Genomic DNA, 15,200 nt, shown 5'->3' on the forward strand with positions numbered 1-15,200 from the left:
CAAATGTTGTTGGCGGAAATTATTAATTTGTTTTTGATGAATAGTAAAAATTTTGTGAGGGGTGGCTGAAAGACAGTGTTTAAACGAATCTTTATACTTTTTTCAATCATTACAGTGATACTTTTGGTGATCATTGCGACAAGTTATATTATTCATCAAAAACAATTATCAAAGGAAGATCAATTATTTACGCCAACAGGGAAAATGGTAGAAGTGAATGGTCATAAGATGCATGTGTACATAGAAGGAGATGGAGAAGATACGCTTGTATTTATGTCTGGAGGAGGCACTAGCTCACCTGTTTTAGATTTTAAATCACTATATTCATTGTTAAGCGATAAATATAAAATTGTTGTCGTTGAAAAGGCAGGCTATGGATTTAGTGACATTTCAGATACTGACCGTGATATGAATATTATATTACAAGAAACAAGAGAAGCTCTATTAAAATCAGGCGTTAAAGGACCGTATATTTTATTTCCTCATTCTATGTCCGGTATTGAAGCATTGTATTGGGCACAGGACTACCCGAATGAAGTAAAGGCAATTATAGGATTGGATATGGCCGTTCCTGCTGCATATAAAGAATATGATATAAATATGCCTCTAGTTCATTTAAGTGCCTTTGCTGCAAATATTGGTTTTACTAGATGGATTTCCGGTCTGTCTGAAAGTGATGCTATAAAATATGGGACTTTAACGGATGAGGAAAAAGAATTGTATAAAGTGATTTTTTACCGCAGAACGGCAACTAAAAATATGGTAAATGAAGTTCAGCGTATTAAAGGAAATGCTGAAAAGGTAGGAGCGGCTGGGATCCCAAATGTTCCTATGCTTTTATTCTCATCAAACGGTCAAGGGACAGGTTGGAATGAAGATGAGTGGAATGAATTTCAAAAGGAGTTCATCAATAAGCATAAAGACGGCACATTAATAAAATTAGATTGCTCACACTATATTCATGATATTGAATTTAAGCGAATAGCGGACGAATCAGAAAAATATATAGAGAGTTTAAATCGTTAAATCTTCAGAGCATGTTTTGAACAATCCTTTCAAAACATGCTCTGCTTTTATGTGATATGGAAACTCCTAGTTTTTAAAATCTAATGTAATCCCAGATAATAAATAAGAAATTGACAATTTAATAAAATCCTCCGGGGATGTATCCATACTATTTTTTCTCCATTCCACAGAAGCACCGTAAATTCCCCAGCTTAGTATGACAGCGGTAGTTTTTAGTGCCGCATCCTCTTTCATATTATGTTGTTTTAATAACATCTTGTAAAATACGATTTCAAGATGCTCCCTAATAATACGGGAAATAGTATCTTCGTATCCTCTATGGCAACGATTAGATAAAGATTTCTGAAAGTTTGTTATGGCTGTAAAAATACGAATAATTGATTCTTCATTAAGATTACTTTTTTCGAAAATACTATTATTTAAATCAACTAATAATACTTCTGATAATACTTTTTCCAATAGATCATATATATCCTGAAAGTGATAATAGAATGTTGCGCGATTAATCATAGCCTCTGTCGTAATATCTTTCACAGTAATATCCTTAAATTCTTTTTGACCTGAAAGTTCAATAAAAGAATCCATAATTAATTTGCGAGTACGAAGAAAACGAGGGTCAGTCTTTGATTGAGTCATTTTTTGTATCCTCCCTACTTTTTAAACAATTTCTTTGATGTGTTGTATATACGACAAATCTAAAGAACTATTGGTACAGATGATCTTCAGTATTTACTAAAATACGATTATAAGCAAATATGCTTATTTAGAAAACGATACATCAAAGTATTCCTATTTAGAAAGATATTAAAATGAAAGTGGTGAATATGATGACGAATAATAATAATTTAATTTGCGATTTAGAAACTGGTGTATGTGGTGTTTTGGGAGATGATGAAATGCAGGTGGTTGATTTCAATCAAAAAAGGAAATCGATTGATTTATATTATGTGACAGATCCAATCTGCTCGCATTGTTGGGCTTTAGAGCCAGTTCTTCGTCGTTTTGTAGAGCAGTATGGTCATTATGTCAATTTCCATACTTTAATGGGTGGTTTGCTAGAAAAATGGAATGGCTTTGCTGATGTATCTAATGGTATATCAAGTCCATCAGATGTGGCTGGACACTGGCGAGAGGTTGGCGATCATAGTCGTATGCCGATTGATGGTACGCTTTGGTTTGAAAATCCCATTCAATCATCTTATCCTCCTTCTAGAGTCTTTAAAGTGATTCAAAAGCAAGGTTGGGATTTAGCAAATGTGTTTTTGCGCCGTGCAAGAGAAGCTGTATTCGTATTTAATCAAAATATTGCAGAGAAATCGGTATTAATTGAAATCGTGAATAATCTTGGACTTAATGGAGAAAAAGTTGTAAAAGAAGCTGAACTTTCGATTGGACAGCAATTATTAAATGAAGATTTTGAGCTAGCTTCAAAACTAGGCGTTAGAGGATTTCCAACGATTATCATGTTGAACGAAGAAAATAAAGTTGTGAAAATTGTCGGTAGCCGAACGTTAGAATCCTATATTGCTGGACTAAAACAAGTTCTTCATTTAGATGAACTACAGCCAAAATCACAACCAACACTTTTTAGTTTACTTGAGAAAGAAAAGCTTCTTTTTTCGAAAGAGATTGAAGTTATGTATGATATTGAGCAAAAGGGCATTCACAAATTTGTGGAGAACGAGCTTTCACCAACTGATTATGATGCGAAAGAAATACTTGGTGAAACTTATTTTGTAAATAAATAAAAAAGTCATTTTTGTATAAAACTAATTGTTATAAAAAATCAATAAGGGAGTTTTAATCATGAAATATTTATTACAGGTTGATTTTACAATGGACGGCCCATTCGGCGAAGAAATGTCTACGGCATTCGTTGATTTAGCAAAAAGTATTAACGAAGAGCCGGGTATGATTTGGAAAATTTGGACTGAGAATGCCGCGGATAAAGAATCTGGCGGGATCTATTTATTTGAAACCAAAACAGATGCTGAAAAATATTTAGCTATGCATTCAGAACGATTAACAAGTTTCGGTATTACCAATATTCGTGGGAAAATCTTCGAAGTGAATGAAGTATTATCAACAATTAATAATGCTCCGATTAAATAGTTTCCTAGCTAATTAAGGTCATCAGTGGCAGCTTTATCAACTAAATAACTCAGAATTGAAAACATGAGATTGTGATTTAACAGTCTCATGTTTTTTTGAGCTCAATAATAATTTATTACTTGCAAAATAAATCCAATATGTATATATTGTATATAGAGTATATACACATTATTTTTATGGGGATTTCAAGAAATACGGACTTATTATATTTGCTGGAATAAGTTCGTTCATTTCGCGAAAGAAACGGATACTCAATAAAATGCCTTACATTATTGTATACGGAGGATGGATGATGGAAAATGTCATTGAATTACAGAATATTCATAAATCTTTTAAAGGATTTCAGGTAAAAGATTTTTCTATTAACGTTAAAAAGGGCTATGTAACTGGATTTATTGGGGGAAATGGTGCAGGTAAATCAACAACGATCAAGTTGATTATGAACTTATTACAACAAGATAGTGGTACTGTTTCATTATTTGGTATGAAATATAAGGGACATGAAAAAGAAATAAAAGAACGTATTGGGTTTGTCTATGATGAAAATGTCTTTTATGAAAATGTTACGTTAAAGGATATGAAAAAGATTATTAAACCGGCCTATAAAAACTGGGATGATAACACTTTTCAATATTATGTTGAAAAATTCGAACTACCATTAAATAAAAATATGAAGACTTATTCGAAGGGAATGAAGATGAAAGCTTCGTTAGCTATTGCTCTAGCTCATCATGCAGAACTAATTATTATGGATGAGCCGACTGCTGGGCTCGATCCGATATTTCGTAGAGAGTTACTAAACATTTTACATGAGTTAATGCAGGATGGGGAAAAAACAATTTTCTTTTCGACACATATTACAACAGATTTAGATCGTATTGCGGATTATATTACCTTTATTCATAAAGGAGAACATATTTTTACGAAAGAGTTTTATAAAATTGAAGAGGAATATGCCATTGTTAAAGGGAAGTTAGATTTATTGGATAAAGAAACGGAACAAGAGTTTATTTCAATCAGAAAAACGAATACAGGCTTTGAAGCATTAACAGCTGATAAAAATCGTGTGGCAAACATATTTGGGGACTCTGTTATTGTGGAAAAACCAACGCTTGAAGATATTATGTATTATACGAAGAAAGGATGGTAACTGTATGTTTAACCTTATATTTAAGGATATTTTAATACAAAAGAAATTGATTCTATTTTACATTGCAACTATCATACTTTATTTAGTGGCAGATATTTCATCCCTAATATTAATAGGGTTTGTTTATAGTGTAGTATTTATAATGAGTGCTTTTTCTTATGATGAAAAAGATAACGCGAACATTCTGCTTAATTCGCTACCGTATACGAGAAAGGAAATTGTCAGTTCAAAATATATAGGTTCACTAATATTTGCAACAATATTTATATTCATCGTTTATGTCGGTAATTTCCTCTTGAATGGAAAAGAAGTGTTGTTTATATGGAAGGAAATGTTGCTTATTTTTGGTCTTGTTATGATCGCTATTTCATTTTTGTTACCAATTGCATATAAATTTAAATCGCAATTTTTTATGATTGCTTCAGGTGCTTTATTTGGTATCTATATGTTAATAATTAATACCTTTATTCCTGATTTTAATAATAAATTAAGAGCGTTAATACAAAAGTTCATGACTTTACAAGAAACGCAAATGTATTTAATAGCTATCTTTACAATTGTTATATTGTATATTGGGTCGTGGCTACTTTCTATTCGTATATATGAGAGAAAAGCATTTTAAAAATTTTTTTGAAAAAGTTCTCAGAAGAAAAACGGCATGAGCCTAGACTCATGCCGTTTTTGTATGCTTAAACGCAAGTTTCCATAGTATAAAATTTGTGATGACAAGCACGAGTAAGTAGATGATTGCACCATAAGAAATATGAGCTACCATGACGTAATGCAGTCCCGCTAGAACACCTAAAGGGAGAAGCAATATAAACGTTTTCCAGCTCTGGGCATCGCCAACTTCATTATAAGGCTTTGTGAAAGGAATCTTGCTTCCCATTCCGAGGTAACAAATGACTGTGTACATGCAGCTTGCTACTAAAACCGCCAGTAAATCAGGGATAATTCTCGTACCATAAATGAAGCAGAAAATGATGCTCAGAACAATATACAATGGAATATACAACTTAATCAAAAAAGCTTTTAAGCTACCTTTTTTTAAGTTTGTATAATCTTTCATTGGAAAGACTTTATAGATCCAAGCTGCTTTATATTTTCCTGAATGCCCGAGCAAAAGCACAGCTGTCGGAATAATTAGCATGCTGAAATAAATATTTAAATAGCCCATGCTAACGGAATAATCAATAGCTTCGTACCTTGAAAAAGAAAACATAAAAATAAATGGAATGACAAAGGAAAACCCTAAAGATGGATATACTTTTAGTTTAAACTCTCGCTCCTGCTTCATCATAAGGGAGGCGAAGCGGTAAAAAGCTCTTTCTTCATTCGTTCTACAAATGATTGTTAACAAAAGCGTCTTAAGTCGATTGTTCTTTTCTTTTTTCGATTTGCTTGTGTTTAATAGTTTTTGTAGATTACGTTCAAAGGTTGGAATTAGCTTTAGGTAAAGCCATATCGAGATGATTGGCATGACGACAGCTAAAATACTAAATATCACCGTAAATAAAGAGATGTCACCGTTTAGCAGTAACTCATAAGGAGCGGCAAACCACATAGGAATGAGAAAAACACTCCACCAATGAAATGTTACGACCATATCGAAATTGACGAATTCAAAGGATCTAATAAGAACTTGATAGCCAATCATCAGCATTAAGGATAAGCCGATTTGTACATAATTGATGATATCTTTCAGCTTTTCTCCATCAAAGAATCTTAAAATAGCAATATATAAAACAGCAGTTAATACGACAATAAAAATATTAATTAAAACTAGTAAGAGCAACGTTAAAATAAAGAATACAATTCCTTGGCTGAATAGGCCAACGACTAGGGAGATGGCAGTAAAAGCAATCGTTAAATACGTCAAGTAGATGAAAATATGCATAAACTTGGCTGCATTGATCGTTCTAGCAGAGATAGGCTTGGTCGAGAGAATGCTTCTGTCCCGTACATCCAAAAGTACGGAAGAAAAATCAGAAATCAATGTTGTCATGATGATAAAAATAATCATGGCATAAGCAATACTCATCTGGGAAAGATAGTTTTGACCAAATCCCATAAAAGGAATTAACATAAGCCCAAATAAAACATAAATCCATAAAGATTTGATGTAGCCGTATTTTTGATCTTCTTTGTTTTTATTTGATGCTTGGTTAAATAGTGTCGGTACTTTGCGCTCATCCATTGTTAGTTTAATATGGAGGATCTTGCGCATGATGTCGTAATCGACGCCCATTTTCACAAAGATAAATTGAATTTTATCAAGCAATTGTAGGATTTTGAAATCTTTCATGATCATACCTCTTGTACAATAGAAACGAATTTCTCGCCAATTTCCTGATGATCATGGAAGCCTGTCAATTGGTTGAAAATTCTTTCGAGAGTTCCTTCAGTATTGTCTGCCTGTAGTTGGGCAAATGTCCCGTCGGCAGCAATTTTCCCATCATTCAACAGGATGATACGACTACTGATTTTTTCGACAACATCCATGATATGAGAGGAATAAAATATTGTTTTACCTTGAGCAGCCAGTTGAGTCAAAATTTCTTTGAAAATCATCACACTATTCGCATCTAACCCATTGATTGGCTCATCTAAAAATAACAAGTCGGGATTATGTATAAGGCTAGCGATAATTAATAGCTTTTGCCGCATCCCTTTTGAATAAGAAGATATTCTGGAATGATACGCTTCTCCAACACCGAACAATTCCATTAAGGATTTTGATTTATCTGCAGCAACCTCTAATTCAAGACCATAAAGCTGCCCGATGAAGGTTAAATACTCATACCCCGTTAAATTATCATAAACGTCTGCTATCTCCGGTACATAGCCAATTCTTCGTTTATAAGCAAGGCTGTCTTTGCCGATATTCTCTCCGAACAGCTTAATTTCTCCACCGTAATCGCCTTCAATTCCTAAAATGATTTTGACAGTCGTACTTTTACCAGCACCGTTCGGGCCGATATAGCCAATGATTTCACCCCGCGAGACGTGCAAGTCGATTCCTTTTAATATTTCCTTGCTACCATACCTTTTCGTCAAATTTGTAATCGTTAAGATTTCTTCCATGTTGCAACTCCTTTCGGTTTTTTCACTGTATCTTATGTTTAGTGTAATTGATTTAGAGAAAATATCCATAATTATAATATTATATTTAGAAATGTATAAATATACCTTTAATGAATTGAGAATGATTCATTTTCAGCATCGTCCAACTTTGTTTTATAATAAAGAGATAGAATATTCGGTTTTTTTGAAAATACGATAGGTGCAAACGGGAGGCGTAAAATGCTAATCAAATCAAATGAACAATTGTTAGGAGTATTAGATAATTTATTACGTGAACCGCAAGGGTTCTGGAATGAATTTTATGATCAAACATTTGAAAAAATCCCCTTTTTTATTAATAAACCTGATGAGAACTTAGTAAGCTATTTAGAAAAAAAGATGATCCGTCCAAATAAAGTTTTAGAGTTAGGTTGTGGTGCAGGTCGAAATGCCATTTACTTAGCAAAGCAAGGTTGCTCAGTTGTTGGTGTTGATGTATCGGATCATGCATTGCAATGGGCGCAAAAAAGGGTTGATGAAGCAGACGTAAATGTGGATTTCATTTGTGCTAATATTTTTGAACTGAATTTACAAGAAGAAAGCTTTGATTTTATTTATGATTCAGGTTGTTTTCACCATATCGCCCCTCATCGTCGTGTGACGTATATTGAATTGATTCGTAAATTATTAAAACCTAATGGTTACTTCGCTTTATGCTCATTTGAGGAACATGGTGCATATGGTGGTTCTGCCATCACAGATGAAGAAGTTTATATTAAACGTAGCTTAGAAGGTGGATTAGGTTATACAGAAAAACAACTAAAAGAAGTGTTTCAATCATTTGAAGAAATTGAAATACGGAACATGATCGCCAAGTCTGATGAAGAACAATTTTTCGGTTTAGAAGGATTTCTAGTAGGTTTATTTAAAAAGGAGGATTAATGAGGAGCGAAGCTGATTGGGAAGATTAAGGTTCAACTTTTCGAATATAAACAGTGACTGGATAATTATTTTTCTGTGATTAACTTAGATTACATTCCCAAGCAGCAAATAAATATGCTGCATTAGAAATTAAATTAGCGTTATTCAAATAAACGTAATTCTAATTAGCCTATAATAGATGCAATTCTTCATTCTGAAGGGTTGCATTTTTTGTGAGCTAGAAACCATACCACTATGAAGGAAAAATACATACACTGTGGACCTTTTAGGGTTAGTTAAAGTTATGTAAAAATAAAGCAAGGGGGTCAAGGAAATGTTTAATGATTTTAAGCTTATCGATGATCGTCCGGTTTATATTCAGTTAAAAAATTATTTGAAAGAAAAGATTATGAAGGGACACTTGTTGGAGCATCAGAAGCTTCCATCAACCCGTGAACTAAGTAAATTATTATTGGTCAGTAGAAATACGGTCTTGAATGCATATGCAGATTTAGAGCAAGAGGGCATTATCTATGCGATAAAAGGAAAAGGAAACTTTGTAGGGAAGGTCGCAACATTGAAAGCACCTTCCATCGAGCTTAAATGGAAGGAAAGGCTTAATAAAGCTACCTTATTAGCTGATGAATTAGATTAAATGAAGCAAGATATTCACTGGGAAAAAGGCATGATTTCCTTTAATAGCGTTGCCCCCGAAGAAAAGCTTTTTGATGTCGAAAATTTTAAAAGAGCCTTTCTGACTCGGATGTCCCTTGAAGGAGATATCGTTTTGAATTATGGATACGCAAAGGGCTATAAACCGTTAATCGAGTACCTTCTTCACTATATGGAAATGAAGGGCGTAGATATTTCCAATAAGGATATTTTGATTACGAATGGCTTCACCGAGGGATTGGATATTTTATTATCTTCCTTAGCGAAAAAATATGGACGTGTTATTTGCGAAAATCCTACTCATCATGCGGCATTAAAGCTTTTTCGCTTACATGGATTTGACATCCACGGAATCGACATGAAGGATGATGGTATCGATATTGAACAAGTTGAGAGAAGCTTGTCGGAAAAGGAATTTGATTTTGCCTACTTAATCCCGTCTTATCATAACCCGACAGGCATTGTTACATCCTCTGAAAAAAGAGCTGGAATTATTAAGCTTTTTTCACAATATCAAATTCCGATTGTAGAGGATGGCTTTAATGAAGAATTACGTTTTTCAGGTTCGCATTTAGCACCGTTAATGACTTTTATCGGTGAGGGCAACAATGTTATTTATATCAGTAGCTTTTCTAAAATTCTTTTTCCTGGCTTACGTGTTGGTTGGATATTAGCAGATAAGGAGCTCATCAATTGTCTGGAAAGTATGAAAAGAGCCCGTACTATTCATACATCGACACTGGATCAGGCTGTACTTTATCAATATTTACAGGATGGCTATTTTGAAAAATACTTAAAAAAGGCTAAGTTCGTATATAAGAAAAAATATGAACTAGCCCGTCAAGCATGCCATCAATACATTCCCTTTAAGAGAATGACAGGAGATGGTGGATTGCATCTCTTTATTGAGCTAGAAAAATGTATGAATGCTCGTATATTATTGGAAAAGTGCTATCAAAGGGGAGTTGTTTATTATCCTGGAGATGTTTTTTACAGCAATGGCGAAGGAAGTAACACATTTCGCTTAGGATTTTCTCGGCTAACAGAAGAGGATATTGTGCGTGGTATTAAGATTATTGGAGATACCTTGAAAAATGAAATGGGGAGTTGAAAATATGAAGGTTGGCGTGATAATGGGGGGCGTTTCCTCTGAAAAGCAGGTCTCGATTATGACAGGGGAAGAAATGATTGCTCATTTAGATAAGAGTAAATATGAAGTTGTACCAATTGAATTACATGATAAAAAAGAGCTTATAGAAAAGGTGAAAAACCTCGATATAGCCCTGCTAGCGCTTCACGGAAAATTTGGAGAAGATGGAACGATTCAAGGTGTGCTAGAAACGTTGGGTGTTCCATATACCGGAAGTGGGATGCTATCTAGCGGTATTTGTATGGATAAAAATATATCGAAAAAAATCCTACGTTATGAAGGAATTGAAACTCCAAATTGGCTTCATCTTTCGAATATTGAGGAGCTTAAGTGGGATGAATTAGACAAAATGGGATATCCGTTAGTAGTAAAGCCTAATTCGGGTGGCTCCAGTGTAGGGGTAAAAATAGTTTATGATAAAGATTCTTTACTCACTTCGGTTGAGGAAGTATTCAATTGGGATGCTGAGATCATTATTGAGAAATATATAAAGGGTGAAGAAATAACATGCTCTATTATAGATGATAAGCTTTTACCGATTATTTCGATTCGCCATACAGCAACATTTTTTGATTACAAGGCGAAATACGAAGATGCTGCAACGATAGAGGAGGTTGTAGAACTTCCGCCAGCCATACATGACCGAGTTGCTAAAGCTGCAAAGGCCAGTTATGACGCATTAAAATGTAGTGTTTATGCCAGAATTGATATGATGCTCAAGGATGGAATTCCATATGTCATGGAGGTAAACACATTGCCAGGAATGACAAAAAACAGCTTACTGCCAAAAAGCGCATCTTCGGCAGGAATGTCTTATACACAACTTTTAGATACGATTATTGAAACTTCCTTACAGGTTAGAGAATAAAGGGTTCAGTGAAGTATGGATGGCTAAAAAACACCTTTAATGTTGATAGGGGATTGAACCCATTTTCAACAAAAGGTGTTTTCTCAGTTGTCTTATTAAGCCTTTGATAATTCAATAAATCCATGTCCAAAGACATCTCGTACATCATGAATGGCAATAAAGGCATCCTTGTCTATTTCTTTGACGATTTTCTTCAGTTTTACAACTTCTTGTTTACTAATGACAATATACAGAATTTCTTTTTGCTCCTTCGTATAATAGCCATGACCTGATAGGACTGTCACGCCTCGATTCATAAAACCATTTACATGACTGGCAATCTCTTCTGGTTTTTTCGAAATGATCGTAACAGCTTTTTTTGGATTCACACCTTCAATAACAAACTCCATCACCTTAGTACCGACATAAAGCATAATAATAGTAAGCATTAATGCCTCTGCCCCAATAATAAAATAAGATGAAAAAGCAACGATTAAATCAAAAAACAATAAACCATAACTAATACTCCAGCCTAAATATTTATTGGTCATTCTAGCTAAGATTGTTGAACCTGCTGTTGTTCCACCAACTCTTATAATTAAGCCTATGCCAACTCCAGCGAACACTCCGCCAAAAATAGTATTCACGATAATTTCATTTGAAGAAATTGACCACGATTCTGTTAAATGTAAAAAGAGTGAATGAAGGGATACTGCAATAATCGTATAAATAGTCGTTTGTCTACTTAAAAATTTATAACCAACTGCTAATAAAGCTGCGTTTAACACAAGGCTCACAATACTAGGCGACCATCCGAACAAATAATAAGCAATGATTGTTACACCTGTTACGCCACCTTCACCTAAATCATTAGGTATAACAAATAAGTTTACAGCTAGTGCAAAAAGCAACGCTCCGACCGTAATCATTAAAAAATCCATACTGAACTTCTTCATATATACACCACCAAACAAATTGATTATTCCTAAATACATACTATATCAAGTTCTAGTCAAATTATATACTTTTTGGAATGTTCATTTTTGATAAATCTATAATTGATAGTATGTCCTTTATCAGGGGAAATATCGAATTGGAGAGATTGTTTACAAGGCTAGTATTAAACATACCTCTCGAAGTGCTTTTCTTCATTTTGGAGAATCTTACTTTCTTTACACTACATTTTCAAAATATAACCTTACAAATGGTGAATTAAGAACTGTGTGGGAATAGTAAAGAAGGAAATGGGGGAATTTTAGAAAGAGTTTAACTACTTTCAGCAAATGTTTTTGTGCCGAGCATAATTGATAAAAGGATGATGATTAATAATGAATACTGACGTAATTACCAAATTAAAAATCCATAAGCCTGCAAGTGAAGTATTTGAAGCTATTGTATCTCCAGATAAAATCGGGGGCTTTTGGTTCTCAAGTAGTTCAGAGAGATGGGAAAAGGGAAAAAAGCTTACTTTAAAATATGATGAGTATAAAGCAGAGGTTGTTATTACTGTGCTTGATATCGAGATAAATAGGACTATTGCGTTTACTTGGGGAGAAGAACAGGGGAACGGAACGAGGGTTACAATTACACTTGCGGGGGAGGATTCAAATACAGTTATTAAAGTAGTTGAATCAGGACTTAAGGAAGAAAACCCGGACGTAATAGCAAAAATGATGGAACAAAAAGAAGGCTGGGTGTATACATTAACTTGCTTAAAGGGCTATTTAGAAAACGGAATAACTACTTTAAGAGCATCGTTAATTCATTAAGAGAATTTTGATGTATAGACCCGTTGAAAACAAGTGGACTCCTTAAAGCTATCAGTAGTTCAAAGTGTTATGTCTAACGATAATGTTAAATGGAGTACATTTCCTTAGCAAGTTGCATAGGATGTTCTTATAATGTGTGAGGGGATTGAGAAAATGTACTACATTCCTTATTACGGAAACATGCCTATGTATAACTATGGAGATCACCTAGTTTATTGGACACCTCCTTATCAGGTAGGGTATGCGAACAGCGCTGAACCTTCTCGTTTTTCCAATGGTGGAAGTATTGAATTTAAAGATTATGGAGCTCAGCCACTTGTCATCGATCTTGAAAATGCGACAAAGCAAAACGATACGTATCGTACGGCTTTGTGGACGGGAGAGAACTTACAGATTACTTTAATGAGTATTAATGTTGGTGATAATATTGGTTTGGAAGTACACCCAAATGTTGAGCAATTTTTATATATTGAACAGGGTGAGGGACTTGCTCAAATGGGCCCTAGTAAAAGCAATTTAAACTACGAAAGAAGGGTACATGAAAATTATGCCATAGTAGTACCTGCTGGAACATGGCATAACCTCACAAATACAGGGAATGTGCCACTAAAGCTTTATTCGATATACGCTCCTCCTAACCATCCGTTTGGTACGGTACATGTTACGAAAGCAGATGCTGAGGCCTCGGAAGCAGGATATGGACATGGCGATGAATAATCAATTTTAGATAGGTAGCTTTTTCCTCGATCATACAAGTATAACTACAAAAGACAACTCCTATTTAAAGAAGTTGTCTTTTTTGTCGTCGTTTAAATGAAATATATATAGAAAATAAGCCGTTCAAAGTTAAAAGAGTAACCATCATTATAGTCAAAAATGCAATATCAGGAGCAAAATATCTAATCGTATGCCAAGGTGTTTCTATACTATAGCTTAATAATGGAATTGAAATCATGGCTAAAACTAAAAGTATGAAACCGAATATACCCACCACGCCTCTTTTATTCACTTTTTTAGCTTTAACCTTTATTAAAAGATACAGAAACATCACAAAAAGTAAACAGATTATAGCAATTGCTATGATTTGTAATGTGGGTTTATATTTAGGTGCGTCAACAGGCTCTTTCCCATTTAAAATATTGATAATCCCTTGTTTTAAGTAAAGAAGGGACTTTTCCTCTAATATATGACTTTTGTTAGTGAGAATCACACCGCCCCAATCGGTTTCTGGTAGATAAAATACTTCTGAGCGTGCGTCAGGATTTGAACCAGAATGCCATATCATTTCTTCTTTAGATTCAGGATAGGAGATTCGTACACCAAGGCCGTAATATCGAGATTTACTAGTTCGAACAAACGGTGATATATATAGGTTCATCGCATTTTTACTTAAAAAATTGTTTTGCTTATGTTGACTAAGAAGTCTAATATACTGCACCATGTCTGTTGCACTTGCCGTTATATATCCATACGGTGCACCTCCATTATCATAGGTGACTGCACTTTTGACAGGGTGACCAAGCCATGATTGATAACCAGATAAGTATCCATTTTCATAGGCCATGCTACTATTAGCGGCTGCATTTTTCATCCCTAATGGAGAAAAAACTTGTTCCTCCATATATTCAGAAAATGTTTGATTAGTCACTTCTTCGATGAGAGCGCCAAGAATAGAAAAGTTAGCATTACTATACTGATGCTTTTCTCCAGGTGCAGCAGTCAGTTTAACATTCGATAAACTTTCTACATTTTCCTTTATAGCACTCAAATCATTAGATTCTTTGTCCGATATAGATAAGCCAGAATAAGTGCTTATCCCACTTGTTTGGGTAAGCAAATGTTTAATCGTTATTTGGGAAGCGGCCTTTTTATCTTTAAGTGTAAACCAGGGCATATACTTTTGAACGGGATCATCTAATTGAATGGTGCCTGCATCAACCAATCTCATGAAGGCTAAGCCAGTTAACGACTTACTAATAGAGCCGGTTACAAATGGAGTTTCAGCAGTTATTTTTTCTTCGGATTCTCCTGTTACGCCCCATGATTTGGAGTAAAAGATATTATTTTTATGAACAATAGCAATAGATGCCCCTGGAATTCGCTGCTCTTCTAAAAAATTTTCAACATAATTATCTATAGTACTTTTCATGTCTTGTTCTGCGGCGGAGATTTGTGAGACTGATAGAAATAGATTAAACGGAATTAATAATAAACATACTAATATAGCTTTATATATGGGGGTTGTTTTCAATGTCGTTTTCACCTATTTCCTTTATAAGTTTTCCCTTCATAATTTCATAGTCATGAACTTTAATCCATGAAGTAAATTTAACAAAAATATAGCCCATCACCAAAGCGTGTGGTTGATTTCCGTTCCGACTGGGCGCTTTCCTGGGGGCGTCCGATGAGCCGTTTCGCTGCGCTCCAGGGTCTCATCTGTGACGCTGATCCCCGAGGAGTCGCCCAGTCTCCACTCCAATCAACTTATAT

The 15,200-nt window shown here is 34.5% G+C and carries 14 protein-coding genes and 1 pseudogene; 10 read left to right on the top strand and 5 right to left on the bottom strand.

Translation table 11 applies throughout. The features are described from left to right. The first annotated feature begins 75 nt into the window (after positions 1 to 75). Entirely contained in the window at positions 76 to 1,026 is a 951-nt protein-coding gene (locus ACFTQ7_RS10535; protein WP_386828565.1) for an alpha/beta hydrolase, read from the top strand. A 66-nt stretch (positions 1,027 to 1,092) separates the two neighbouring features. On the opposite strand, the gene ACFTQ7_RS10540 is transcribed toward ACFTQ7_RS10535, so the two are convergent. Then, positions 1,093 to 1,662 carry a TetR/AcrR family transcriptional regulator gene (locus ACFTQ7_RS10540; protein WP_386828567.1) on the bottom strand — a complete coding sequence of 190 codons (570 nt, stop codon included), beginning with the start codon at positions 1,660 to 1,662 and terminating at the stop codon, positions 1,093 to 1,095. A gap of 173 nt (positions 1,663 to 1,835) precedes the next feature. Between ACFTQ7_RS10540 and ACFTQ7_RS10545 the strand changes: the two genes are divergently transcribed. The 4 genes from ACFTQ7_RS10545 to ACFTQ7_RS10560 all read left to right on the top strand — a co-directional run bounded on the left by ACFTQ7_RS10545 (position 1,836) and on the right by ACFTQ7_RS10560 (position 4,910). Next, positions 1,836 to 2,774: a DsbA family protein gene (locus tag ACFTQ7_RS10545; RefSeq protein WP_386828569.1), complete on the top strand. Its 939-nt coding sequence runs from the start codon at positions 1,836 to 1,838 to the stop codon at positions 2,772 to 2,774. Between the two features lie 58 nt (positions 2,775 to 2,832). Further along, positions 2,833 to 3,138, top strand: coding sequence for a monooxygenase (locus ACFTQ7_RS10550; RefSeq protein WP_386828571.1), 306 nt, complete (start codon positions 2,833 to 2,835; stop codon positions 3,136 to 3,138). 292 nt (positions 3,139 to 3,430) lie between these two features. After that, complete coding sequence (locus ACFTQ7_RS10555; protein WP_386828573.1) at positions 3,431 to 4,288, top strand: ABC transporter ATP-binding protein; 858 nt, start codon at positions 3,431 to 3,433, stop codon at positions 4,286 to 4,288. Between the two features lie 4 nt (positions 4,289 to 4,292). Continuing rightward, entirely contained in the window at positions 4,293 to 4,910 is a 618-nt protein-coding gene (locus ACFTQ7_RS10560) for an ABC-2 transporter permease (RefSeq protein WP_386828575.1), read from the top strand. A gap of 48 nt (positions 4,911 to 4,958) precedes the next feature. Here the strand turns inward: ACFTQ7_RS10560 and ACFTQ7_RS10565 are convergent, their stop codons facing one another. Both ACFTQ7_RS10565 and ACFTQ7_RS10570 read right to left on the bottom strand, forming a co-directional pair. Beyond that, a complete protein-coding gene (locus ACFTQ7_RS10565) occupies positions 4,959 to 6,593 on the bottom strand; it encodes a hypothetical protein (RefSeq protein WP_386828577.1) in 1,635 nt (544 codons plus the stop codon). 2 nt (positions 6,594 to 6,595) lie between these two features. Further along, positions 6,596 to 7,372 carry an ABC transporter ATP-binding protein gene (locus tag ACFTQ7_RS10570; protein ID WP_386828579.1) on the bottom strand — a complete coding sequence of 259 codons (777 nt, stop codon included), beginning with the start codon at positions 7,370 to 7,372 and terminating at the stop codon, positions 6,596 to 6,598. Between the two features lie 219 nt (positions 7,373 to 7,591). Here ACFTQ7_RS10570 and ACFTQ7_RS10575 point away from each other — a divergent pair, with 219 nt between their 5' ends. The 3 genes and pseudogenes from ACFTQ7_RS10575 to ACFTQ7_RS10585 all read left to right on the top strand — a co-directional run bounded on the left by ACFTQ7_RS10575 (position 7,592) and on the right by ACFTQ7_RS10585 (position 10,962). After that, on the top strand, positions 7,592 to 8,293 hold the full coding sequence (locus ACFTQ7_RS10575) for a class I SAM-dependent methyltransferase (protein ID WP_386828581.1): 702 nt from the start codon (positions 7,592 to 7,594) through the stop codon (positions 8,291 to 8,293). Between the two features lie 313 nt (positions 8,294 to 8,606). Continuing rightward, positions 8,607 to 10,055: pseudogene (pdxR, locus tag ACFTQ7_RS10580) on the top strand (MocR-like pyridoxine biosynthesis transcription factor PdxR). Between the two features lie 4 nt (positions 10,056 to 10,059). Further along, positions 10,060 to 10,962, top strand: coding sequence for a D-alanine--D-alanine ligase (locus ACFTQ7_RS10585; protein WP_386828583.1), 903 nt, complete (start codon positions 10,060 to 10,062; stop codon positions 10,960 to 10,962). A 95-nt stretch (positions 10,963 to 11,057) separates the two neighbouring features. On the opposite strand, the gene ACFTQ7_RS10590 is transcribed toward ACFTQ7_RS10585, so the two are convergent. Further along, a complete protein-coding gene (locus ACFTQ7_RS10590; RefSeq protein WP_349659466.1) occupies positions 11,058 to 11,897 on the bottom strand; it encodes a YitT family protein in 840 nt (279 codons plus the stop codon). Between the two features lie 372 nt (positions 11,898 to 12,269). Between ACFTQ7_RS10590 and ACFTQ7_RS10595 the strand changes: the two genes are divergently transcribed. After that, positions 12,270 to 12,710, top strand: coding sequence for an SRPBCC domain-containing protein (locus tag ACFTQ7_RS10595; protein ID WP_386828586.1), 441 nt, complete (start codon positions 12,270 to 12,272; stop codon positions 12,708 to 12,710). 132 nt (positions 12,711 to 12,842) lie between these two features. Then, on the top strand, positions 12,843 to 13,427 hold the full coding sequence (locus ACFTQ7_RS10600) for a cupin domain-containing protein (protein WP_386828588.1): 585 nt from the start codon (positions 12,843 to 12,845) through the stop codon (positions 13,425 to 13,427). A gap of 64 nt (positions 13,428 to 13,491) precedes the next feature. Here the strand turns inward: ACFTQ7_RS10600 and ACFTQ7_RS10605 are convergent, their stop codons facing one another. After that, entirely contained in the window at positions 13,492 to 14,961 is a 1,470-nt protein-coding gene (locus tag ACFTQ7_RS10605; protein ID WP_386828590.1) for a serine hydrolase domain-containing protein, read from the bottom strand. Positions 14,962 to 15,200: the final 239 nt, after the last annotated feature.

It is taken from the genome of Lysinibacillus sp. NPDC056959 (assembly GCF_042674095.1).
GTDB classification, from domain to species: Bacteria; Bacillota; Bacilli; order Bacillales_A; family Planococcaceae; genus Lysinibacillus; species Lysinibacillus zambalensis.